Below are 21340 nucleotides of genomic sequence, written 5' to 3'. Positions count from 1 at the left end.
TGTCCAAGTTTTGGGCTGGACCCGCGGCGGATCAGGGGAGAGTGCCTCCGCTCATGTCCCCCGCCCGCTGCGCGGGCTCCTCCTTTACTTCGCTGCGGCACTCACCCCTACTCCACCGCTGCGAAGAAGTGTCTTTTCTATTCGCACTTCCAACACACGCCGCAAGGCTCGGGGTGGCTATGCGTTTTGCGGAGGTAAAGGAGGAGCCCGCAAAGCGGGCGGGGGACACGCAGCAAAACGCATAGCCACCCCGAGCCCCCACCACCGCAAAAAACTCAACGACCTTTGGCCTTCAAATCCGCATCCAACCGAGGAAACACCCGCCGCGCATTGCCTTCGTAAATCTCAAATCGGTCCTCATTACTCAAAATCTTGGACGCCTCGATATAGCGTTTGGTGTCGTCGTAATAGTTGCCGGTCTGCGGGTCAATACCCCGCACCGCTCCAATCATCTCGGACGCAAACAGCACGTTCTTCACCGGGATCACGGTGTTGAGCAAATCAATGCCGGGCTGGTGGTAGACACACGTATCAAAGTAAATGTTGTTGAGCAAATGCTCTTCCAACAAGGGCTTCTTCAACTCCTGCGCCAGCCCACGGAACCGGCCCCAGTGGTAGGGCACAGCGCCGCCGCCATGGGGAATCAAAAACTTCAGCGTGGGGAACAGCTTGAACAGATCGCTGGTCAGACACTGCATGAAGGCCGTGGTGTCCGCGTTCAAGTAATGCGCGCCGGTGGTGTGGAAGCACGCGTTGCAGCTGGTGCTGACGTGGATCATCGCGGGGATGTCGTACTCCACCATCTTCTCGTAGATCGGGAACCACGCCTTGTCCGACAGCGGAGGCGAATTCCAATGGCCACCACTGGGGTCGGGGTTCAGGTTGATACCCACGTTGCCGTATTGCTCCACACACTTCACCAGCTCGGGGATGCAGGTGGAAGGGTCCACACCGGGGCTCTGCGGCAGCATGGCGGCGGGGATGAAGTTATCGGGGAACAACTGGCTCACACGGAAGCACAGCTCATTGCAGATAGCCGCCCAGGTGGCGCTGGTGTTGAAGTCGCCGATATGGTGCGCCATGAAGCTGGCACGCGGGCTGAAGATGGTGAGGTCGGAACCCCGCTCTTTCATCAGGCGCAGCTGGTTGGTCTCGATGGTCTCGATCAGCTCGTCGTCGCTGATCTTCAGGTCAGCGACCTTGGGGCCCAGCTCGGGCGTATTGAGGTTGGCGATCTGGGCGTTGCGCCAGTTTTCCAGCGCCTTGGGCGCGGTGGTGTAGTGGCCGTGGCAGTCAATGATCAGGGGCTTCTTCACGGGTCTCTCCTTGGGTTCTTCTTGGATGAATAAGGTTCAGGCGGGCTGCATGCCTTCGCGCTGCTTGGCAGCGGCGGCTTGGGGCGAGGCCATGAAGGCCAGCAAGGCGCGCACCGCCTCGGGCTGGATGGACTGGCTGCCCACGCCGGCAGAAAAAGTGGTGGTGATCTGAATGGCTGCGGGCAGCGGGCCCACGATGGTGATGCCCTCCACGTGGATGAGCTCACTGAGCTGCTGAAAGCCCAACGCCACCTCGCCACGCGCCACCAGCGCCCCCACAGGCACACCGGGTGGCGCCTGCACGATGCGGCTTTGCACGGCTTCGGCAATGCCCCAGCGCTCAAACAGCTTGACCAGCGCCACCCCGCTGGGGCCGGTGGAATAGCCCAGCGTGGGCGCGGCCAACGCTGCTGCGCGCACGGCGTCTCCAGTCGCAATATCAGGCTGCGGCGCGCCCGCCGGCACGGCCACGGCCACACCGGAATGCACCAGGTCCACGCGGGCACCCTGCAAATGCCCCGCGTCGATCAGCTTGTCGATGGCATCGGACGCCAGAAACACGACGTCAAACACCTCGCCGGCTTGCACCCGTTTGGCGGCATCCACGCCACCCACGGATTCAATGTGCACCGCTTGACCGGTCTGCACCGTGAAGTCGGCAGCCAGCGCATTGAGCAGCAAGCGCGTGGCCATGGATGAGATGCACTTCAGGGCCTCAGGAGCAGTGGAGACGGTGTTGGACATGCTCGGTATTCTGGTCGGCGGGCTGCTATTTGATAAGCCGAGGGGAGCACTAGCAGCTATCTCAAATTGGCATAATTAGGACGCAGCTATTCGCTGATGCGAATCCCCATTTGGAGCCAGTTCATGGACCTCAAACAGCTTGAATACTTTGTGCGCGTGGCCGAAATGGGCAGTTTTACCCGTGCCTCCATCTCGCTGGACGTGGCCCAGCCCGCCTTGAGCCGCCAGATCCGCCTGCTTGAGGTGGAATTGCGGCAGAACCTGCTGACGCGCAACGGCCGGGGCGCCGTGCCCACCGAGGCTGGCAAGCTGCTGCTGGAGCACGGGCGTGGCATCCTGCACCAGGTGCAGCTCACACGCGAAGAGCTGGGCGCGGCGCGCGGCGCGTTGGCCGGGCGGGTGTCCATCGGCCTGCCACCCAGCCTGTCCAAGCTGATCACCGTGCCACTGGTGCTGGCGTTTCGCGAACAGTTGCCGCAGGCACAGCTCACACTGACCGAAGGTTTTTCGGTGCAGATGCACGAGGGCCTGCGCCTGGGTAACCTGGACATGGCCGTGCTCTACAACCCTGGCCAGAGCAGCGAACTGGAAATGAGCACGCTGGACGAAGACGAGCTGTCGCTGATCTCGCACAACCCACAGTCCAGTAGCAAAGGCAAACGCGCCAAACCCGCACCGGCCATCAGCCTCAAGGATGTGGCCGAGCTGCCGCTGATCCTGCCCAGCCGGCCCAATGCCTTTCGCATCCTGATTGAGGGCGAGATGATGGCGATTGGCCGCCGCCCCGAGGTGATGCTGGAGGTGGACGGGCTAAACGCCATCCTGAACCTGGTGAAAGAAGGCATGGGCCATGCCGTGCTGCCCAGCTACACACTCAGCAACTTTGACAACCCCGACACCTTCACCGTGCAAGCCATCCACAGCCCGCGCATCATGAGCCAGTTGATGCTGGTGTGGTCATCGCGCCGCCCCACCACCCAAACCCAGCGCAAGGCCATGGACGTGGTGAACCAGGTGGTGCTCAAGGCCATCCACCGCTAGCAACCGCACTGCGCCTTTTGGCATAGCTGCTATGGCAGACACAAACTTGCCGACTGGGGGGCGCGCCGCACAAACTCCGAGTCAAACCAACACAGTAGGCGACATCGTTATGGCCAAAATTACTCACAAATTGATAGCTGTTTGCGCAATAACCATGGGGGCTAGCGGCCTATTTCATGCTAAAACTGCGCTTGCGCAGGGCACCGCCAGCTACCCCAACAAAACCATCCGCCTGGTCGTGCCCTTCACCCCCGGCGGCTCCACGGACATACTGGCGCGCGCCATTGGCCAAAAACTCACCGAGGTCTGGGGCCAATCGGTCGTGATTGACAACGTGCCGGGCGCGGGCGGCGCCATTGGCGCGGACAAGGTGGCCAAGGCGCCGGCCGACGGCTACACCTTGCTGATGGGCCATATTGGCACCCTGGCAGTGAACCCCTCGCTGTACCCCAACTTGCCCTACGACCCGATCAAGAGTTTTGCGCCCGTGGCCTGGGTGGCGCGGGTGCCCAATGTGCTGGTGGTGCACCCCAGCGTGCCAGCCAAAACCGTGAAAGAGCTGGTGGCGCTGGCCAAAGCCAAACCGGGACAGATGAACTACGGGTCTGGCGGCAACGGCAGCGCGGCCAACCTGGCCACCGAATACTTCAAGCTGCAAACCGGCACCTCACTGCTGCACATTCCCTACCGCGGCACGGCCCCCGCGGTGACGGACCTGGTCGGCGGGCAGACGCAGCTGCTGTTCACCGGGGCACCCGCCGTGCTCAGCCAAATCAAGAACGGGCAGCTGCGCGCGCTGGCCGTCTCCAGCCCCAAGCGCATGGACGCCCTGCCCGACCTGCCCACGGTGGCCGAAAGTGGCTACCCGGGCTTTGAGGCTGACCAGTGGTACGGCGTAGTCGCACCGGCAGGCACACCGGCGGACATCGTGGCCAAGCTCAACACCCAGATCAACCAGGCCCTGAACTCCGCAGAACTCAAGAACCGCCTGAATGCCGAAGGCGCCATCGCCACGCCCGACACCCCGGCCAACTTCGGCAAGCTGATTGCTGCCGAGATTGCCCGCTGGAAGCCGGTGATCAGCGGCGGGCGGGTGAAGGCAGACTGAGCGCGCAGGCCTACAAGGGGTAGTGCTTCAGCACCCACAACAAGGCGTTGAGGGTGAAAAACGAGCCGATGGTGGCGGCCAGCAAGGTCGCCGCACTCACCTCTTCGTGGCCGTACTTCAGCGCCAGAATGGGGTAGACCCCCAGCATGGGCATGGCGGCAAACAGCAGCGCGGCGGTGCGCAGCTGCGGGTCGGCAATCGGCACCACAAAGGTGAACGCCAGGAACACACACAGCGGATGCAGCACCAGCTTGCCCAGCGTGATGTGCCCCACCAGCCGGCGCTTGCCCCTGAGCTGCAAGCCCACCAGCGCCCCGCCAATCACAAACAGCGCCAGCCCGGTGGTGACCTGCGAAAACAGGGTGATGGTGCGCGCCAGCGGTCCAGGCAAGCTCCAGCCCATCACCGACACCAGCAGCGCCAACGGAATCACCACCAGCATGGGCGTGCGTACCCAGCCTTGGGCAATGTCGCGCAGCACGGTTCCCCAGGGGCGGTGTCCACCCGCATCGGCGTTGTCCGCCAGGGTCAGCAGCACGGGCAGCTTGATGAGGTTTTCAAACAGCATGTTGAGTGCCAGCGCCACCGGCGCAATGCTGCCCAGCACCAGTTGCACCACGGGGTAGCCCATGTAGCCGCTGTTGGAACACGCTGTGCCCATGGCAAAGAAAGCACGGTAGCTGCCCGTGCTGCGGTTCACATACCGCGCCCACAGGTAGGCGCCCAGGATCATCACGCATGAGCCCAGGCCATAGGCCAGAAGGTAATCAAAGTGCATGACATCGTGCAGCGGACGCTGGGCAATGGCATTGAACAGCAGCGCGGGCAAGGCAAGGTTGAGCACAAACTTGCCCAGCACGCGCAGGTCAGGCTTGCTGAATATGCCCATGCGGGTGCAGAGGTAGCCCATGGCAATGCACAGGTAGATAGGGCCGGTGATGGCCAGGATGTCGAGCATGGGAACCTAAACGATCAGAACAGAAAGGGGCGCGGGTCTCAGTCCTTGCGCGCGGCCAGCAGGGCGTCAGCGTACACCTGCCAGGGTGCGTTCTTGCCCACATGGGCCAACACCCCGGCGCGCGCCTGGTCGGCCACCCACTGCTGCTTGTCGGCAATGGCGCTGGCCATGGTGGGCGCAAAGCCAGCCTCGGCCACGGTACGCGCCGATTCGCGCATCTCTTCAGCACGGCGCTGGCCGTGCTGCACCACGCGACTGAAGAAGTAGGCGCCCTGGGTCTCCCAGTCGATGCTGGGGAAGGTTTCGACCAGCGTAGGCAGCACGTGGTCTTCCACCCCGTAGGCGCGGGCGGTGGCGTAGCTCTCGATCACCAGCGCCTCCAGGCCCTTGATCATCACGCTGCGGCACATCTTGATGGCCGAGGCGACACCAATCTCGGGGGCCACGGCCTTGGCATCCATGCCCAGGGCGTTGAGCTGCTCGGCCAGCTCTGCGGCCAAGGGGCCGCCCAGCAGCATGGGCACCTTGATGCCATAGGGCGGCACCGAGGTCATCACGCCAGCTTCCACATAGCGAGCACCCGCCGCCTCAATCAATGCGGCCGCCTGCTGCTTGGTGCCCGGCGATGCAGAGTTGAGGTCCAGAAACACGGTGCCGGGGCGCAGGTGCGGTGCTGCCGCTTCGGCCACGGCCAAGGTGTTGGAGGCGGTGACAGCGGAGATGATGAAGTCGCTCTGCGCGCATAGCGCAGCCATGGAGAGCATGGCCTGCTCGCCTGCTGCAATGGCCTGGGTTGCAGCACCCGTGGCCGGGTCCGCAAACTTCAAATCCCAAGCGCTGCAGGAGGCGAAATGGCTGCGCAGGCCAGCGCTAAAGATGCGCCCCACCTCGCCATAGCCCACCAGACCCAGATGTTGCAGTGGCAAGGCCATGGCGGGAGTCCTCAGAGTTTGGGCACACCGGCCTTGGCAATCACCTCGGCCCAGCGTTTGGTCTCGGTCGCCAGCAGCTCGGCCAGTTTCTCGGGGCTGGAGCCACGGGCTTCCACGTTCAGCTCGTAGAGCTTCTTCTTCACATCCGGGTGGTTCAGCGCGGCCTGCACCTCTTTGTTCAGGCGGGCGATCACGTCCTTGGGCGTCTTGGCCGGGGCCGCCAGGGCGTTCCACGACGACACGTCGAAGTCCTTCACGCCGCTTTGCATGAGCGTGGGTACATCGGGAATCTGGCTGGCGCGCGTGTCGCTCAGCACGGCCAGCGGGCGCACCGCCTTGGAAGTGACCTGGCCCATCATCGGGCCCAGGATCTCGACCGCCACATCGATCTGCCCGCCGCGCAGTGCGGTGGTGACGGCCGGTGTGCCGTTGAACGGCACGATGAGGAAGTCCACGCCCGCGCGGGTTTTGAGCAGCTCAGCCGCCAGGTTTTGCGTGCTGCCGATGTTGACCGTACCCACATTGAGCTTGCCGGGGTTGGCCTTGGCATAGGCCAGCAAGTCGGCCATGGTCTTGTAGGGCGCGTTGGGGGCGGCCAGCACAGCGAGGTCGAAGTAGCCCAAGGTAGAGACCGGCGCGAAGTCACGCTGTGCATCAAAGGGCAGGCTCTTGAACAGGCTGGCACTCACCGCCGTGCCGTTGGACATGAGCAAGAGCGTGTGGCCATCGGGGTCGGCCTTGGCCACGGCCTCTCCAGCACCCACGCCGCCGGCGCCCGGCTTGTTGTCAATCACCACCGGCTGGCCCAGCGACTCGGACAGCTTTTGCGCCACGGTGCGCGCGGTCAGGTCGGCCACGCCGCCAGCGCCAAAGGGCACCACGATGCGGATGGGCTTGGAGGGAAAGGTATCGGCCCAGGCGGGCAATGCGCCCACAGTGCCGGCCAACAGGGCCAGGCCCAGTGAAACAGTGCGACGGTTCAGGTTTTTCATATGAAATTGGCCTTTAGCCCTCATGGAATATGCGCAAACAGCTATCAAATAGATAGCAAGAAAATCAACGTGCAACGCCCAGCAACTTGTCCAGCAGCTCGGGTTGCTCGCGCAGGCTTTGCGCCGTGCCGCTGTGCACCACGGTGCCCCGGTCCAGCACGGCCGCCGTATCGCTGATCGCCAGAATCGCCTGCGGGTGCTGCTCCACGATGATGGCCGAGAGGCCCTCCTCGCGGGTAATGCGGCGGATGGCACGCAGCAGCTCCTGCACGATGATGGGCGCCAGGCCTTCGCAGGGCTCATCCAGCAACAGGATGGTGGGGTTGAGCACCAGCGCGCGGCCCACGGCCAGCATCTGCTGCTCGCCCCCGGAGAGCTGCGTACCCAGGTTGGTCTTGCGTTCAGCCAAGCGGGGGAAGAGCTCATACACCCGCTCAGGCGTCCACATGGCGGCCTTGCGGCCGGCACGGGCCGGACGCGCCACCGCGGTCAGGTTCTCGTCCACAGTGAGCGACTTGAAGATGTTGCGCTCCTGCGGCACCCAGCCAATGCCTGCCGCCGCGCGCTCATGTTGGGGCAGCTTGTGCAGGGCCGCACCGCCCAGGGCGATGGTGCCGCCGTGCTGCCGTGTGGCGCCGGCCAGGGTGTTCATGAAGGTGGTCTTGCCAGTGCCGTTGCGGCCCAGCAAAGCCAGGGTTTCGCCTTCATTGATGCTGACGGACACGCCATGCAGCACCACGGCTTCGCCGTAGCCTGCACTCAGATTTTCGACTTTGAGCAGCTCGGTCATGCGTGGGCCTCCTCACCTTCGGCGTGGCCGAGGTACACCGCCTTGACTTGCGGGTCGTTGGCAATCTGCTCGGGGTCGCCCTCGGTCAGCACCGTGCCGTTGACCAGCACCGTCATGCGTTTGGCAAAGCTGAAGACCAGATCCATGTCATGTTCAATCAAAAGGATGGACACATCGGCCGGCAGGGCGGCCACGGTTTGCAGCAGCTCTTCGCGCTCGCCCGCCGGCACGCCGGCCACGGGCTCGTCCAGCAGCAGCACGCGCGGCTCGCAGGCCAGCGCGATGGCGATCTCCAGCAGGCGGCGCTTGCCATAGGCCAACACCCGCGTCTCCTGCGCCATCACCTCGGTCAGGTGGAACTGCTCCAGCAGCTGTTCGCAGCGCTCAATCACGCGGCGGTTGCTACCGAGCGCTTGCCACCACTTGCTGCCCAGCCCGGTGTGCTGGCTGACCACCATGGCCAGGGTTTCCATCGGGGTCAAGGTGTCAAACAGCTGGTTGATCTGGAAGGTGCGCACCATGCCACGGCGCACACGTTGGTGCGGCGCCAGGTCGGTGATGTCCTGGCCTTCCAGGATGATCTTGCCTTCAGTAGGCTGCAGCACGCCGGTCAGCAGGTTGATCAGCGTGGTCTTGCCCGCGCCGTTGGGGCCGATGAGCGCATGGCGTGCGCCCTTGTGCAGGTCCAGCGTGACGTTGTTGGTGGCCGTGATGCCACCAAACTTCATCACCAGGCCCTGGGCGCTGAGGACAGTTTGCACTGCGTTATGCATTGTGGGGCTGCTCATGCGGCACCTCCAGTCTTGTTCTTCTTGGCACCGAACCAGGTCCAAGGGCGCACCAGGCGTTCGCGGCCGACCAGCACCAGAACCACCAGGAACAAGCCAATCCAGAAAGTCCAGTATTGCGGAGTGATGCTCGAAATGAAGTCCTGCATGAGCTTGAAGATCAGCGCACCAGCCACACCGCCGTAGAGCCAGCCCACACCGCCAATCACCAGCACCAGCATCACGTCGGCCGAGCGGTGGAACTCGAACACATCGAGCGAAGCGAAGCCTGAGGTCTGCGCAAGCAGCGCACCGGCCGCACCCGCCGCACTGGCGGCCACGGTGTAGGCCACGGCCAGGCGGCTGGCCACGGGAATGCCGATGGCCATGGCGCGCAGGCGGTTGTCGCGGATGGCCTTGAGCGTGGCGCCAAACGGCGAGCCTACAAAACGACGCGCCAGCACAAAAACGACCAGCAAGATGCTGATGGAGTACCAAGCGGCCACCTGGCCATACAGGTCAAACTCGAAGCGACCCAACACCGGCCCCATCACCACGCCCTGCAGTCCGTCAGCACCGCCGGTCAGCCAGTCGAGCTTGTTGGCAAGCTCCATGAGGATCAGCCCCACGCCCAGGGTCACCATGAGGCGGGTGAGGTCGGTGCCACGCTGGATAGTGACGCTGCAAATGGCGCCCAGCACGGTAGCCGTGCCAATGCCGACTGCCATGCCGATTAGCGGATCCGGGTGGATGTGTTTGGCAAACAGGGCTGCCGAGTAGGCGCCCATGCCAAAGAAGGCGGCATGGCCCAGCGACACGATGCCGGTGTAGCCCAAGATGATGTCCAGCGAGAGCGCGAACAGCGCGACGATGGCAATCTCGTTGATGATGAGCGCGTGGCTAGACAAAGCCCAGGGCGAAGCCAGGGCTGCGGCCCACAGCACGACTTCCCACCAGCGCCAACGGCGCGAGGCGAGCAGGATGTTGGGTTTGAAATCAGCGCTCATGCCTTGCCCCCTTTGCGCACAAACAGGCCTTGCGGGCGCCACACCAAAATCACAATCATCAGGCTGTAGACGATGAAGGCGCCCAGTTTGGGGATGTAGTACTTGCCGGCCACGTCGGCGATGCCCAGCAACAGGGCGGCCAGCAAGGGGCCGGTGATGCTGGAGGTGCCGCCCACGGCGACCACGATCAAAAAGTAAATCATGAACTTGAGGGGGAAGGTGGGGTCCATGCCCAGCACGTCAGCGCCCAGCGCCCCGCCCAGTCCGGCAAGGCCAGAACCCACAGCAAAGGTGGACAGGAAGACAGCGTTGACGTTGATGCCCAGGCCGGCAGCCACGCGCTGATCGTCCACAGAGGCACGCAGGCGGCTGCCAAAGCGGGTCTTGGTCAGGATGTACTGCAGTGCCACGGTCAATGCAGCACAGACGGCGATGATGAACAGACGGTAATGACCCATGCCCAGCATCCAGGCACCGTCACCGAGTTCGGTACGGCCCTTGAGCCATTCGGGCAGTTGCACAATTTGCTGCGTGGAGCCGACGAAGTAGTCCACACTGGCCACGGCCATGAAGGTCAGGCCAATGGAGAACAGCACCTGGTCCAGGTGGGGCTTGTTGTACAGCGGGCGGTAGAGCGTGCGCTCCAACAGACCGCCCAGCAAGGCTGCGCCAATAAAAGCCGCCGGCAGGCACAAGAGAAAGGGCACGCCCAGGCGCTGCATCAGCAGCACCGTGATGTAGCCGCCCACCATGGCAAAGGCGCCGTGCGCGAGGTTGATGAAGTTCATCAAGCCCATGGTCACTGCCAAGCCTACGGCGAGGATGAAAAGCAGCATGCCATAGGCGATGCCGTCAAAAAGTATGGTCAACATGGTTTGCCAATCACTGGTGATTTCATGCCCTGGCCGTTATTTTGGGCAACAAAAAAGCGAGGGGCTTGCCATCGCTTTTTTGCCTGCCTGTGTGCACCGCCAGGGTCTGCGGTCAAGTTCCGGGTCAGCGGCTCTTACCGGGATCTTTCACGTCTTTGATCACATCAAACTCGACGTTATAGAGCTGCCCGTCTTTCTTCTCGACCTTGCGCAGGTAGATGTTTTGCACAATGTCACGTGTCTGGGCATCGATGAAAATCGGGCCGCGGGGGCTTTCGAAGATCTGGCCCTTCATGGCCGCTAGCAGGGCGTCGCCACCGCCAGCACCCTTGGTGGTCTTGAGGGCTTCGTAGATCACCCGCATGCCGTCGTAGCCACCGACAGCCATGAAGTTGGGGCGCAGGTTGTTGTTAGCCTTCTTGAAAGACTCAACAAACTTTTTGTTCAAGGCGGAGGGATGTGCCGCGGAGTAGTGGTGCGAGGTGACCACCCCCAAAGCGCCGTCACCCATGTCGTTCAGCTGGTCGTCATCGGTGATATCGCCGGGGCCAATGAGTTTGATGCCGGCCTTGTCCATACCGCGCTCCAGAAACTGCTTCATGACCGCAGCGCCCGCGCCAGAAGGCACAAACACAAACAACGCATCCGGCTTCAGGTCACGCACCTTCTGCAGGAAGGGAGCAAAGTCGGGGTTGCGCATGGGCACGCGCAGGGATTCCACGATGGTGCCGCCGTTAAAGGTCAAACGGTCCTTGAAGAAGCGCTCGGCATCGATGCCAGGGCCATAGTCAGACACCAGTGTCACAACTTTTTTGATCCCGTTTTTGGGCGCCCAATCCGCGATCGCCACGGCTGCTTGGGGCAGCGTGAAGCTGGTGCGCACGATGTAGGGCGAAGCTTCGGTGATGCTGGAGGTGGCAGCCGCCATGACCACCAAGGGGGTTTTGGATTGGGTGGCAATGGTTGCCGTAGCCAACGCGGATGGGGTAATGCCCATACCGGCCAGCACATTTACTTTGTCGTTGACGACCAGCTCTTGTGCCATACGTTTGGTCACATCAGGAATGCTGGTGTCATCCTTAATGATGAGCTGGATTTTCTTGCCAGCGACGGTATCGCCGTTTTGCGCCATGTAGAGCTTGGCCGCCGCTTCAATCTGGCGGCCAGTGGTGGCCTGCTGGCCGGTCATGGGCAAGACCAAGCCGATCTTGAAGACATTGTCTTGGGCCAGTACTGCGGTACCTGCCAGCGCCAAGCTTGCCAACGCGGTAGCCCGCAAAAAGTGACGTTTGTTCATGTGTTGTCTCCTAGAAGTTTTTCATTTCACACTGCCCACAATATCGCGCCTAAACCATCCTTGTGCAATCGCGATTCAGCTCACTTTGATATAGCATTTTGCAATAACCGGCACCTATAACCTTTGTCTTTTTGCAGTTTCAACGGTCGCATATTGGACGCTGCCTTACGCAGCATGTAGTGCGGCCAGTTGCTGGCGCAAGTCGGCGTTTTCAGCCTCCAAGGCTGCCACGCGCTGCTGCAAGGCCAGCAGCGGCGACACAGTTGAATCCACGCCGTCGGTGCTTGCCTGCATGGAAAGCTCTTCGCGTGCGGAACGCCGGGCCTCCCGCACCCGTTTGGCAGCCTGTTTGAGTTGATCTTTGCCTGCGGTGGCCGCGGCCACCTGCTCCTCTGCAGGCAGGGTGGCCACGGCTGCTGCCGCGTTGATGGAAATGGTTCCGGACTTCACAGCAGCAACCAGCTCCGGAGCCGCCTGCTTTTGTATCTTTTCAATCATTACCACCTGACTGCTGCTCAATCGCGCGGCCTTGGCTATGTCTTCGCGGCTTTTGAGCGTTGCAGGCATTGCGACTGCAACTTTGTCCCCCGCCTCTGTCGGAACGACGGCATCTGATTTGATGTTGATTTGGGACGATTGCGCCGTGCGCTCGGCGAGAATCTCGCGCTTGCGCAATGCCAGCACCCCTCTCTGAAAATCAGACACGCTACGTCGCCCCAAATGCTGATCAATCATCCAGAGGTGGACATCGTCCAATGTCTTGAACAATGAACTTTGTGTGGTTTGGAAAGGCAGGCCGTGTTTTTTGCAAATGCCATACCGGTTATGCCCATCTACCAATACATCGCCCCACAACACCAAGGCATCGCGACACCCCTCGGTGAGGATGCTTCTTTCCAATGATGCATATTCATCCGCCGTGAGTGGATCGATATAGGCTTTGAGAGCTTCGTTGACAACAATGTCCATGGTGCGTGTTTGACGGGGGCAAAGGGTCTGGATTGTAGAGACGCTGCCCTACTTGGCTTGCCCGATTTCGCTGACATACCTCTCACATTTAATTTGAAGCGACGCACAAATAGCCGTGTTCTCAGGCTAAAATTATTTACTTCAAAATGCGGGAATAGCTCAGTTGGTAGAGCGCAACCTTGCCAAGGTTGAGGTCGAGAGTTCGAGACTCTTTTCCCGCTCCAGATTTCTGTGGGATGGTGTGCAATGCACCATTCAGGTTGTATCGGTTGTCATTTTTCAACCGCGGGGTTTTAGCAGTGTGCTACTTTGCTCACCTTAATGAACCCCTCGCCTTCCTAACTATTTTCAGTCTCCTTCCGCGCTTGGAAGCAGTTGGCTTTGACAATGCTGCGCCCACAAAGTGGGTACGAAACTTAATTGCCTCTATTGTGGAAGCAAGTGACGCTCCGCCAAGGTCTTGCCAATGGACTCAGCAAGTTCACGCGGCTCAAATTTGGCAACATAGGCATCCGCCCCCACACTACTGGCGTGCCCCTCACTTGCAGTGCCTGTCAATGACGAATACACGATCACCGGAATTCCGGCAAAGCGCGCGTCCTGTTTGATATTGCGTGTCAACGTAAAGCCATCCATCTCGGGCATTTCGAGGTCGGTCAACACAAGCGCAACCTTGTCTCGCGCGCGCTTTCCTTTGGCGATGGCTTCGCCATGAAAGCTCGCCAAACGCTCCCAAACTTCCCGACCATTTTTGAACGCCACAAACTGTACGCCCATTGCCTTCAAGCTCTCTTCCACCAGCATTCGCGCCACAGCGGAGTCTTCGGCCACAAGGACCACTGAACCCTCGGGCAAGCGGAGCTTGGCTAGGCTGGAGTTCATGTCCGCATTGTTATGAGCGCCTGGAAATACATCACGCAGGATTTGTTCAACATCCAGTACTTGGGCTAAGCGAGAGTCTTGCGCATCACCATCAATGCGTGCTACACCGGACAGCAGGACAGAGCTACTGCTGTCCGCTGCAAGCAAATGTTTCCAGTCAAGCTGCACAATCTCCACAACCTCATCCACTAAAAAAGCTTGTGTGGTGCGTGCAAATTCCGTCACCAACACAATCTTCGAATCAGTTTGTGGAACGCACCCCGCCAAGCTTGGGAGATCAATAACTGGAATCAATTGGCCTCGTACATTGGCGAGCCCAAGGGCATGGGCGGGCGCATTCACAATGGATGTAATGTGGGGGGCGACCACAATTTCTCGCACTTTGAAGACATTGATACCAAATAACTCCCGTTGCCTGAAGTCGCGGGCTTCACCCAAACGAAACAGCAGCAATTCCAAGCGTCCGCTGGAGCCTTGGCCTGCCGTGGCGTGGCTCTTGTCCATAGGGGTAGAGGTTTTCATGGAGTTTCCTGCGTCAATTCTCATGGTGGGAGCACTCATCAGATGCCTGCCCAAGTTGCCAGCCAGATGCAAACATTATTGCCCGATGTGAGTTGCGCTGCAGGGAAGAATTGCAATGCAATCACAAGGCAGAAAACAAAAAAGGCTCACCGAGGTGAGCCTTTACTGTCGTGGAATTCCACGTATCTATTGGTTGCGGAGGCTAGATTTGAACTAACGACCTTTGGGTTATGAGCCCAACGAGCTACCAGGCTGCTCCACTCCGCGTCAAGATTTAGATTATAACCTATTATGCTTGGACTGCATCAGAAGTTTCAGAAACTTCTTCAGCACGATCCACCAACTCGACCAAAGCCATGGGCGCATTGTCACCAACGCGGAAGCCCATCTTCAAGATGCGCGTATAACCACCAGGACGGGCCTTGAAGCGAGGACCCAGCACATCAAACAGCTTGGTCACGCTGTCGCGATCACGCAGGCGGTCAAACGCCAAACGGCGATTCGCCACAGTAGCTTCCTTGGCCAAAGTGATCATAGGCTCTACAACGCGACGCAGTTCCTTAGCCTTGGGGACTGTAGTCTTGATGACTTCGTGTTCGATCAACGAATTCATCATGTTGCGCAGCATTGCCAAGCGGTGAGAGCTTGTGCGGTTAAGTTTACGTAGTCCGTGTCCGTGACGCATGGTAGTTTCCTTCAGTTATTAGCCAGGCAGCCGTATCAGGTACTGCCCGTGGCACGGAACCCCCAGAAGGGGTTCAATTCAAAACCCTTGTACAAGCTCATTTCAGAGCCCCAAACAGGGTCCAATTTAGATTGGAGCTTCTGGTGAGAGCGCTAATCAGCGCTTTTCCAGGGAAGCAGGCGGCCAGCTTTCCAGCTTCATGCCCAGTGTCAGACCGCGAGAGGCCAGCACTTCCTTGATTTCGTTGAGCGACTTGCGACCCAGATTAGGAGTCTTCAGCAGCTCGTTCTCGGTGCGCTGAATCAGATCACCGATGTAATAGATGTTTTCGGCCTTCAGGCAGTTGGCAGAACGCACGGTCAATTCCAGCTCGTCCACCGGACGCAGCAAAATCGGATCGAACTGTGTGTTTCCACGTGGTGCAGGAGAGTCGAACGCAGCCAGTTCGCTGCCTTCCAGCTGCGCGAACACAGCCAGTTGCTCCACCAGGATCTTGGCCGAGGCACGCACTGCATCTTCTGCAGACACGGCGCCATTGGTTTCGATCTCAACGACCAGCTTGTCCAAGTCGGTACGTTGTTCAACACGTGCGCTTTCCACGGTGTAGCTCACGCGCTTCACCGGAGAGAACGACGCATCCAGAACGATGCGGCCGATGGATTTGTTGGGCTCGTCGGCGTAGCGGCGCATGCTGCCCGGCACGTAGCCGCGGCCTTTTTCAACTTTGATCTGCATGTCCAGCTTGCCGCCGAGCGACAGCGTGGCAATCACGTGTTCCGGATTGATGATTTCAACATCATGGGGAGTCTGAATATCCGCTGCAGTGACAACGCCCTCAGAATCCTTGCGCAAGCTCAGGGTAACTTCTTCGCGATTGTGAAGCTTGAACACCACACCCTTGAGGTTCAAAAGGATGTTTACAACATCTTCTTGTACGCCATCAATCGAAGAGTACTCATGTAGTACACCGGCAATGGTCACTTCGGTTGCTGCAAATCCAGGCATGGAAGACAACAGGACGCGACGAAGGGCGTTGCCCAAGGTGTGGCCGTAGCCACGCTCAAAGGGCTCCAGAGCGACCTTGGCGCGATTGACGCCGGTCTGTTCAACGCTGATGGACTTGGGCTTCAGCAAACTATTTTGCATTCAAACTTCCTCTCAATACCCCCGACTCGTTACGTCAGTAAGGCTGGTGAAGCACCTACATCGCGGTACACGCGACGTAGGAACGATTTCAACGACTCAGGTGCTATTAGCGTGAATACAGTTCAACGATCAACGATTCGTTGATGTCAGCACCGAATTGGTCACGGTCAGGAACTGCCTTGAAAGTGCCTTCAGCTTTTTCGATGCTGACTTCCACCCATGCAGGCATGCCGACTTGCTGGGCCAATTGCAGGGCTTCAACAATGCGGTTTTGCTTCTTGGACTTCTCACGCACAGCAATCACATCACCCGCCTTGACCATGTACGAAGGAATGTTCACGGCTTGGCCATTCACGGTCAGCGCCTTGTGGGAGACCAATTGACGTGCTTCAGCGCGTGTCGAACCAAAGCCCATGCGATACACAACATTGTCCAGACGCGATTCCAGCAAGAACATCAGGTTGGCACCAGTGTTACCCTTGCGGCGGTCAGCTTCTGCGAAATAGCGGCGGAACTGGCGCTCCAACACGCCGTACATGCGCTTCACTTTTTGCTTTTCGCGCAATTGCAGGCCATAGTCAGAGGTACGTGCACCAGAAGTGCGTCCGTGCTGACCTGGCTTAGAGTCGAATTTGGCTTTGTCCCCGATGGAGCGACGTGCGCTCTTGAGGAACAGGTCTGTGCCTTCACGGCGGGAAAGTTTGGCCTTGGGGCCGAGATAGCGTGCCACTTGATCTTCCTTTTATGTCATCTGCCGCATACAAATGCGGGAGCCGTCAACGGAAGTTGACGGCGGTGGGCTTGTTGATAAATTAAATGCGGCGGCGCTTTTGAGGGCGGCAACCGTTATGCGGCACGGGAGTCACATCAGCAATCATGTTGATGCGGATACCCAGCGCTGCCAAGGCCCGAACCGAGGATTCGCGACCAGGACCAGGGCCCTTGATTTCGACGTCCAAGTTCTTGATGCCTTGCTCAAGTGCTGCACGACCAGCCACTTCGGACGCTACCTGAGCAGCAAACGGAGTGGACTTACGGGAGCCCTTGAAACCTTGACCACCCGACGAAGCCCAAGACAATGCATTGCCTTGGCGATCGGTGATGGTGATGATGGTGTTGTTGAACGACGCGTGCACGTGCGCGATACCGTCCGCAACGTTCTTGCGAACCTTCTTGCGAACGCGCTGTGCAGCGCTGTTGGAGGGAGCTTTTGCCATGTTGGTTTATCCCGATTATTTCTTCAAGGACGCAGCAGCCTTACGCGGGCCTTTGCGGGTACGTGCATTCGTGCGGGTACGCTGACCACGCATGGGCAAGCCACGACGATGGCGGAAACCGCGGTAGCAACCGATGTCCATCAAACGCTTGATGTTCATGGTTGTCTCACGACGCAAATCACCCTCAATTGTAAACTGAGCGATTTGATCGCGAATTTTCTCCAAGTCACCATCAGTCAAGTCTTTGACTTTTTTGGAGTAAGCAATGCCGCAAGCTTCGCAAATCTTGCGAGCGCGAGTGCGACCGATACCAAAAATAGCTGTCAAGCCAATTTCAGAATGCTGATGCGGCGGAATGTTGATGCCAGCGATACGTGCCATTTTCGTCCTCTAAAACTCTTGCAATTAACCCTGACGCTGCTTGTGACGAGGATCTGTACAGATCACTCGCACAACGCCCTTGCGACGGATAATTTTGCAGTTGCGGCAAATTTTCTTGACCGAAGCCGAAACTTTCATTTTCTTCTCCTAAAACTTTTCGCTCCGTTCCGACTTTGATTCGCGCGGAACATGCGCTCTAACTTGCTACCTAAGCGATTCACAACTTGGTTGCCCATGCCATGCTCGCTTCTACGTTGACTTACTTTTTCAAGAAGCCTTGAAATTCGCCTTCTTGAGTAGCGATTCGTATTGCTGCGACATCATGTAGTTCTGGACCTGAGCCATGAAATCCATGGTGACAACAACAATAATCAGCAATGAAGTTCCACCGAAGTAAAACGGGACGTTGTACTTCAGGATCAAGAACTCCGGCAACAAACACACGAAAGTGATGTAGATCGCGCCAGCCAGAGTCAAACGCAACAAAATCTTGTCAATGTATCGTGCGGTTTGGTCCCCGGGACGAATACCTGGTATGAATGCACCGCTCTTCTTCAAGTTATCTGCTGTTTCACGGCTATTAAAAACCAACGCAGTGTAAAAGAAACAAAAGAACACGATTGCAGCGGCATACAACATCACATAGATCGGCTGGCCAGGGCTCAAAGTGCTGGATATGTCTTTCAACCAACGCATGGAGTCCCCGGAGCTAAACCAATTTGCAATGGTGGCTGGCAACAAGATGATCGACGAAGCAAAGATTGGTGGGATTACACCCGCCATGTTCAGCTTCAGTGGAAGATGGGACGACTGACCACCATACACCTTATTGCCGACTTGACGCCTAGCGTAGTTCACCAAAATCTTACGCTGACCCCGCTCCACGAACACAACAAAGAAAGTAACCAATGCCACCAAAGCCACGATGAGCAACGCAACGATGATGCTCATGGCGCCGGTGCGTACCAACTCCAACAAGCCACCAACGGCACTGGGTAGGCCAGCAGCAATACCGCCGAAAATCAGAATCGAAATCCCGTTCCCCAATCCGCGCTCAGTGATTTGCTCGCCCAGCCACATCAGAAACATCGTGCCGGCCGTCAGAGTAACCACTGTCGTCATCCGGAAACCAAAGCCTGGAGCAATCACCAGACCAGCGGAGGCCTCGAGCGCCATAGCAATTCCCAACGACTGGAAAAGTGCCAAGCCCAGCGTACCGTACCGCGTGTACTGCGTGATTTTCCTACGTCCAGCTTCACCTTCCTTCTTCAGCTGCTCAAATGCCGGCAAGACATATGTCAACAGCTGCATAACGATGGAGGCCGAGATGTACGGCATGATCCCCAACGCAAAAATTGTGAAGCGAGAGAGTGCGCCACCAGAAAACATATTGAACAAACTCAATATGCCGCCTTGCTGCCCCTTGAACAACTGCTGGAGCTGTGCAGGATCAATGCCAGGAACAGGTATGTGCGCACCCAGGCGATAGACCACCAGAGCGAGCAGCAAAAAGACAAGCCGACGACGCAAGTCGCCAAACTTACCTGTTTTTGCTGTTTGAGCCGCGTTTGTTGCCACTTGCTAACTTTCTCGCCTAGGCAAACTTAAGCAACGCTTCCGCCAGCCGCTTCAATCGCAGCCTTGGCACCAGCCGTTGCACCGATACCGTTCAATTTGACTGCCTTGGCAATCGCACCGGTATTGATAACTTTCACGACTTTAGCCAATTGACCTACGAGGCCAGCTTGCTTCAGAGACAACAGATCCACGTCAGCAACGCCCAGTGCGTCCAATGCAGTCAAGGTTACTTCGGCATTGAATTGCAACAAATGCGACTTGAAGCCACGCTTGGGCAGGCGGCGATGCATAGGCATCTGACCACCTTCAAAACCAACTTTATGGTAACCACCGGAGCGGGACTTTTGACCTTTGTGACCACGGCCGGCGGTTTTACCCAAACCGGAACCGATACCACGGCCCACGCGACGCTTCGCGTGCTTTGCACCCTCTGCGGGCTTGATGTTATTGAGTTCCATCATCAACCTTTTAGAGGACTTTGACCAGGTAGCTGATCTTGTTGATCATTCCGCGCACGGCCGGTGTGTCTTGCAACTCACTGGTGCTGTTGAGCTTGCGCAGACCCAAACCACGCACAGTCGCACGGTGGGATTCTTTGGTGCCAATTGGGCTACGCACCAATTGGATCTTCACAGTTTGTTGTGTTGTCATTATGAATTCCTCGATTAAGCGAAGATTTCTTCAACAGTCTTACCGCGCTTGGCTGCAACTTCCGACGGTGTCGTAGACACAGACAGGGCATCCAATGTGGCACGGACCATGTTATAGGGGTTGGAAGAACCATGGCTCTTGGCCACGATATCAGTGATACCAACCACTTCGAACACTGCGCGCATGGGGCCGCCAGCAATGATGCCAGTACCCTTGGGAGCCGGCGCCATCATGACGCTGGCCGCACCATGGTGACCCATCACTTTGTGGTGAATGGTTCCGTTTTTCAAGGAGACCTTGAGCATGTTGCGACGAGCTTCTTCCATAGCCTTCTGCACAGCTGCAGGGACTTCTTTGGATTTGCCTTTACCCATGCCGATGCGGCCATCACCATCACCAACCACAGTCAAAGCAGCGAAACCGAGAATACGGCCGCCCTTGACCACTTTGGTGACGCGATTGATCGCGATCATCTTTTCGCGCAGACCGTCCTCAGGACCCTCGGCCTTACCTTGCATTTTTGCTTGAACTTTAGCCATCTTAATTTCCGATCTGCTTAGAACTGCAAGCCAGCTTCACGCGCGGCATCCGCCAGCGCCTTGACGCGACCGTGATAGGCGAAGCCGGAGCGATCAAACGCCACCTTCTCCACACCGGCAGCCTTGGCTTTTTCAGCCACGCGCTTGCCAATGATCTGGGCAGCGGCGACGTTGCCGCCCTTGCCAACTGTGCCCAGGGCTTTGCGCACTTCTGCTTCTGCAGTGGATGCACTGGCCAACACCTTGCCGCCTTCGCCAGAAATAACGCTGGCGTAGATGTGCAAGTTGGTGCGTGTCACTGTCAAACGGGCTACGCCTTGCGTTGCAATGCGGATACGGGTTTGACGGGCTCTGCGAAGACGCTGCTCTTTTTTGGTCAACATGTTGCAGCTCCTTATTTCTTCTTGGTTTCTTTGATCGTCACTTTTTCATCCGAGTAACGGATGCCCTTGCCCTTGTAAGGCTCGGGGGGACGAATCGCACGAATCTCGGCTGCAATCTGGCCAACGCGTTGGCGGTCTGCACCCTTGATCAAGATCTCGGTGGGTGTGGGAGTCGCCACGGTGATGCCAGCGGGCATATCCAAATTGACAGGATGGGAGTAACCCACAGCCAAGTTCAACTTATTGCCAGACGCTTGCGCCTTGTAACCCACACCAATCAGGGTCAGCTTGCGCTCAAAACCCTTGGTCACACCAACTACCATGTTGTTGACCAATTGACGGAACGTGCCAGTCATTGCGTCAGCTTCACGGGATTCGTTGGCGGGCTGGAAGCTCAGCTTGCCAGCATCGTTAGCGATATTCACCAGGCTGTTTTGAGCCAGTTGCAGCGTGCCACCAGTACCCTTGACGCTGATTTGGTCAGCCTTGATGGATACCTCAACACCTGCGGGAATGGCGACAGGAAGTTTGCCTACACGGGACATTGTTTCTTACTCCTCAAT

At 58.5% G+C, this 21340-nt stretch carries 26 protein-coding genes and 2 tRNA genes; 3 read left to right on the top strand and 25 right to left on the bottom strand.

Annotated features, from left to right (window positions below):
• Positions 1–275: 275 nt before the first annotated feature.
• Complete coding sequence (locus tag U5O12_RS18330) at positions 276–1304, bottom strand: amidohydrolase family protein (protein WP_322580170.1); 1029 nt, start codon at positions 1302–1304, stop codon at positions 276–278.
• 48 nt (positions 1305–1352) lie between these two features.
• Positions 1353–2060: a substrate-binding domain-containing protein gene (locus tag U5O12_RS18325; protein ID WP_322580031.1), complete on the bottom strand. Its 708-nt coding sequence runs from the start codon at positions 2058–2060 to the stop codon at positions 1353–1355.
• Between the two features lie 123 nt (positions 2061–2183).
• Here U5O12_RS18325 and U5O12_RS18320 point away from each other — a divergent pair, with 123 nt between their 5' ends.
• Entirely contained in the window at positions 2184–3101 is a 918-nt protein-coding gene (locus U5O12_RS18320) for a LysR family transcriptional regulator (protein WP_322580030.1), read from the top strand.
• 154 nt (positions 3102–3255) lie between these two features.
• A complete protein-coding gene (locus U5O12_RS18315; protein WP_322580169.1) occupies positions 3256–4209 on the top strand; it encodes a tripartite tricarboxylate transporter substrate binding protein in 954 nt (317 codons plus the stop codon).
• A gap of 10 nt (positions 4210–4219) precedes the next feature.
• Here U5O12_RS18315 and U5O12_RS18310 read toward each other — a convergent pair whose 3' ends face one another.
• The 9 genes from U5O12_RS18310 to U5O12_RS18270 all read right to left on the bottom strand — a co-directional run bounded on the left by U5O12_RS18310 (position 4220) and on the right by U5O12_RS18270 (position 12793).
• Entirely contained in the window at positions 4220–5167 is a 948-nt protein-coding gene (locus U5O12_RS18310) for an AEC family transporter (protein ID WP_322580029.1), read from the bottom strand.
• A gap of 38 nt (positions 5168–5205) precedes the next feature.
• Entirely contained in the window at positions 5206–6099 is an 894-nt protein-coding gene (locus tag U5O12_RS18305; RefSeq protein ID WP_416221524.1) for a DUF1932 domain-containing protein, read from the bottom strand.
• 11 nt (positions 6100–6110) lie between these two features.
• On the bottom strand, positions 6111–7091 hold the full coding sequence (locus tag U5O12_RS18300) for a tripartite tricarboxylate transporter substrate binding protein (RefSeq protein ID WP_322580028.1): 981 nt from the start codon (positions 7089–7091) through the stop codon (positions 6111–6113).
• Between the two features lie 64 nt (positions 7092–7155).
• Positions 7156–7881, bottom strand: a complete 726-nt coding sequence (locus U5O12_RS18295) for an ABC transporter ATP-binding protein (RefSeq protein WP_322580027.1) — start codon at positions 7879–7881, stop codon at positions 7156–7158.
• Positions 7878–8669, bottom strand: coding sequence for an ABC transporter ATP-binding protein (locus tag U5O12_RS18290; RefSeq protein WP_322580026.1), 792 nt, complete (start codon positions 8667–8669; stop codon positions 7878–7880). Before U5O12_RS18290 ends, U5O12_RS18295 begins: the two co-directional genes overlap by 4 nt.
• Positions 8666–9655 (bottom strand): branched-chain amino acid ABC transporter permease, encoded by a 990-nt coding sequence (locus U5O12_RS18285; RefSeq protein WP_322580025.1) that lies wholly within the window; start codon positions 9653–9655, stop codon positions 8666–8668. The genes U5O12_RS18290 and U5O12_RS18285 overlap by 4 nt, the downstream gene beginning before the upstream one ends.
• Entirely contained in the window at positions 9652–10527 is an 876-nt protein-coding gene (locus tag U5O12_RS18280) for a branched-chain amino acid ABC transporter permease (protein ID WP_322580024.1), read from the bottom strand. The genes U5O12_RS18285 and U5O12_RS18280 overlap by 4 nt, the downstream gene beginning before the upstream one ends.
• A gap of 124 nt (positions 10528–10651) precedes the next feature.
• Positions 10652–11824 (bottom strand): ABC transporter substrate-binding protein, encoded by a 1173-nt coding sequence (locus tag U5O12_RS18275; protein ID WP_322580023.1) that lies wholly within the window; start codon positions 11822–11824, stop codon positions 10652–10654.
• 165 nt (positions 11825–11989) lie between these two features.
• A complete protein-coding gene (locus U5O12_RS18270) occupies positions 11990–12793 on the bottom strand; it encodes a plasmid replication/partition related protein (protein WP_322580022.1) in 804 nt (267 codons plus the stop codon).
• Between the two features lie 148 nt (positions 12794–12941).
• Between U5O12_RS18270 and U5O12_RS18265 the strand changes: the two genes are divergently transcribed.
• Positions 12942–13017 (top strand) — tRNA-Gly (locus tag U5O12_RS18265).
• A gap of 202 nt (positions 13018–13219) precedes the next feature.
• Here U5O12_RS18265 and U5O12_RS18260 read toward each other — a convergent pair.
• From U5O12_RS18260 to rplF, 14 genes are all read right to left on the bottom strand, one after another.
• Positions 13220–14197: a chemotaxis protein gene (locus U5O12_RS18260; protein WP_322580021.1), complete on the bottom strand. Its 978-nt coding sequence runs from the start codon at positions 14195–14197 to the stop codon at positions 13220–13222.
• 190 nt (positions 14198–14387) lie between these two features.
• Positions 14388–14464 (bottom strand) — tRNA-Met (locus tag U5O12_RS18255).
• Positions 14465–14486: 22 nt separating this feature from the next.
• The gene (gene rplQ, locus U5O12_RS18250) at positions 14487–14882 is read right to left on the bottom strand and encodes a 50S ribosomal protein L17 (protein ID WP_322580020.1); all 396 of its coding nucleotides are present in this window, start codon (positions 14880–14882) and stop codon (positions 14487–14489) included.
• A gap of 156 nt (positions 14883–15038) precedes the next feature.
• The gene (locus U5O12_RS18245) at positions 15039–16028 is read right to left on the bottom strand and encodes a DNA-directed RNA polymerase subunit alpha (protein ID WP_322580019.1); all 990 of its coding nucleotides are present in this window, start codon (positions 16026–16028) and stop codon (positions 15039–15041) included.
• 106 nt (positions 16029–16134) lie between these two features.
• A complete protein-coding gene (gene rpsD, locus U5O12_RS18240; protein ID WP_322580018.1) occupies positions 16135–16758 on the bottom strand; it encodes a 30S ribosomal protein S4 in 624 nt (207 codons plus the stop codon).
• An 82-nt stretch (positions 16759–16840) separates the two neighbouring features.
• Complete coding sequence (rpsK, locus tag U5O12_RS18235) at positions 16841–17245, bottom strand: 30S ribosomal protein S11 (RefSeq protein WP_094481697.1); 405 nt, start codon at positions 17243–17245, stop codon at positions 16841–16843.
• Positions 17246–17260: 15 nt separating this feature from the next.
• Positions 17261–17626 carry a 30S ribosomal protein S13 gene (gene rpsM, locus U5O12_RS18230; protein WP_105259338.1) on the bottom strand — a complete coding sequence of 122 codons (366 nt, stop codon included), beginning with the start codon at positions 17624–17626 and terminating at the stop codon, positions 17261–17263.
• Positions 17627–17650: 24 nt separating this feature from the next.
• On the bottom strand, positions 17651–17764 hold the full coding sequence (rpmJ, locus tag U5O12_RS18225; protein ID WP_012348927.1) for a 50S ribosomal protein L36: 114 nt from the start codon (positions 17762–17764) through the stop codon (positions 17651–17653).
• A 129-nt stretch (positions 17765–17893) separates the two neighbouring features.
• Complete coding sequence (gene secY, locus U5O12_RS18220) at positions 17894–19204, bottom strand: preprotein translocase subunit SecY (RefSeq protein ID WP_322580017.1); 1311 nt, start codon at positions 19202–19204, stop codon at positions 17894–17896.
• A gap of 26 nt (positions 19205–19230) precedes the next feature.
• A complete protein-coding gene (rplO, locus tag U5O12_RS18215) occupies positions 19231–19662 on the bottom strand; it encodes a 50S ribosomal protein L15 (RefSeq protein WP_322580016.1) in 432 nt (143 codons plus the stop codon).
• Positions 19663–19672: 10 nt separating this feature from the next.
• Positions 19673–19855 (bottom strand): 50S ribosomal protein L30, encoded by a 183-nt coding sequence (rpmD, locus tag U5O12_RS18210; protein WP_105259340.1) that lies wholly within the window; start codon positions 19853–19855, stop codon positions 19673–19675.
• A gap of 14 nt (positions 19856–19869) precedes the next feature.
• Complete coding sequence (gene rpsE / locus U5O12_RS18205; protein ID WP_296467858.1) at positions 19870–20394, bottom strand: 30S ribosomal protein S5; 525 nt, start codon at positions 20392–20394, stop codon at positions 19870–19872.
• Positions 20395–20411: 17 nt separating this feature from the next.
• The gene (gene rplR, locus U5O12_RS18200; RefSeq protein ID WP_322580015.1) at positions 20412–20777 is read right to left on the bottom strand and encodes a 50S ribosomal protein L18; all 366 of its coding nucleotides are present in this window, start codon (positions 20775–20777) and stop codon (positions 20412–20414) included.
• An 11-nt stretch (positions 20778–20788) separates the two neighbouring features.
• Positions 20789–21322 (bottom strand): 50S ribosomal protein L6, encoded by a 534-nt coding sequence (rplF, locus tag U5O12_RS18195; protein WP_322580014.1) that lies wholly within the window; start codon positions 21320–21322, stop codon positions 20789–20791.
• Positions 21323–21340 lie beyond the last annotated feature (18 nt).

The organism is Rhodoferax sp., from assembly GCF_034519335.1.
Classification (GTDB): Bacteria; Pseudomonadota; Gammaproteobacteria; order Burkholderiales; family Burkholderiaceae_C; genus Allorhodoferax.
Note: the sequence above shows the minus strand (reverse complement) of the source record. Positions and strands in the feature narration are given on the sequence as shown.

Bases quoted from the DNA above. Each gene is read 5' to 3' on its own strand.
- U5O12_RS18325 (WP_322580031.1), bottom strand. From the start codon at position 2,060: ATGTCCAACACCGTCTCCACTGCTCCTGAGGCCCTGAAGTGCATCTCA.
- U5O12_RS18320 (WP_322580030.1), top strand. From the start codon at position 2,184: ATGGACCTCAAACAGCTTGAATACTTTGTGCGCGTGGCCGAAATGGGC.
- U5O12_RS18315 (WP_322580169.1), top strand. From the start codon at position 3,256: ATGGGGGCTAGCGGCCTATTTCATGCTAAAACTGCGCTTGCGCAGGGC.
- U5O12_RS18310 (WP_322580029.1), bottom strand. From the start codon at position 5,167: ATGCTCGACATCCTGGCCATCACCGGCCCTATCTACCTGTGCATTGCC.
- U5O12_RS18305 (WP_416221524.1), bottom strand. From the start codon at position 6,099: ATGGCCTTGCCACTGCAACATCTGGGTCTGGTGGGCTATGGCGAGGTG.
- U5O12_RS18300 (WP_322580028.1), bottom strand. From the start codon at position 7,091: ATGAAAAACCTGAACCGTCGCACTGTTTCACTGGGCCTGGCCCTGTTG.
- U5O12_RS18295 (WP_322580027.1), bottom strand. From the start codon at position 7,881: ATGACCGAGCTGCTCAAAGTCGAAAATCTGAGTGCAGGCTACGGCGAA.
- U5O12_RS18290 (WP_322580026.1), bottom strand. From the start codon at position 8,669: ATGAGCAGCCCCACAATGCATAACGCAGTGCAAACTGTCCTCAGCGCC.
- U5O12_RS18285 (WP_322580025.1), bottom strand. From the start codon at position 9,655: ATGAGCGCTGATTTCAAACCCAACATCCTGCTCGCCTCGCGCCGTTGG.
- U5O12_RS18280 (WP_322580024.1), bottom strand. From the start codon at position 10,527: ATGTTGACCATACTTTTTGACGGCATCGCCTATGGCATGCTGCTTTTC.
- U5O12_RS18275 (WP_322580023.1), bottom strand. From the start codon at position 11,824: ATGAACAAACGTCACTTTTTGCGGGCTACCGCGTTGGCAAGCTTGGCG.
- U5O12_RS18270 (WP_322580022.1), bottom strand. From the start codon at position 12,793: ATGGACATTGTTGTCAACGAAGCTCTCAAAGCCTATATCGATCCACTC.
- U5O12_RS18260 (WP_322580021.1), bottom strand. From the start codon at position 14,197: ATGAAAACCTCTACCCCTATGGACAAGAGCCACGCCACGGCAGGCCAA.
- rplQ (WP_322580020.1), bottom strand. From the start codon at position 14,882: ATGCGTCACGGACACGGACTACGTAAACTTAACCGCACAAGCTCTCAC.
- U5O12_RS18245 (WP_322580019.1), bottom strand. From the start codon at position 16,028: ATGCAAAATAGTTTGCTGAAGCCCAAGTCCATCAGCGTTGAACAGACC.
- rpsK (WP_094481697.1), bottom strand. From the start codon at position 17,245: ATGGCAAAAGCTCCCTCCAACAGCGCTGCACAGCGCGTTCGCAAGAAG.
- rpsM (WP_105259338.1), bottom strand. From the start codon at position 17,626: ATGGCACGTATCGCTGGCATCAACATTCCGCCGCATCAGCATTCTGAA.
- rpmJ (WP_012348927.1), bottom strand. From the start codon at position 17,764: ATGAAAGTTTCGGCTTCGGTCAAGAAAATTTGCCGCAACTGCAAAATT.
- rplO (WP_322580016.1), bottom strand. From the start codon at position 19,662: ATGGAACTCAATAACATCAAGCCCGCAGAGGGTGCAAAGCACGCGAAG.
- rpmD (WP_105259340.1), bottom strand. From the start codon at position 19,855: ATGACAACACAACAAACTGTGAAGATCCAATTGGTGCGTAGCCCAATT.
- rpsE (WP_296467858.1), bottom strand. From the start codon at position 20,394: ATGGCTAAAGTTCAAGCAAAAATGCAAGGTAAGGCCGAGGGTCCTGAG.
- rplR (WP_322580015.1), bottom strand. From the start codon at position 20,777: ATGTTGACCAAAAAAGAGCAGCGTCTTCGCAGAGCCCGTCAAACCCGT.
- rplF (WP_322580014.1), bottom strand. From the start codon at position 21,322: ATGTCCCGTGTAGGCAAACTTCCTGTCGCCATTCCCGCAGGTGTTGAG.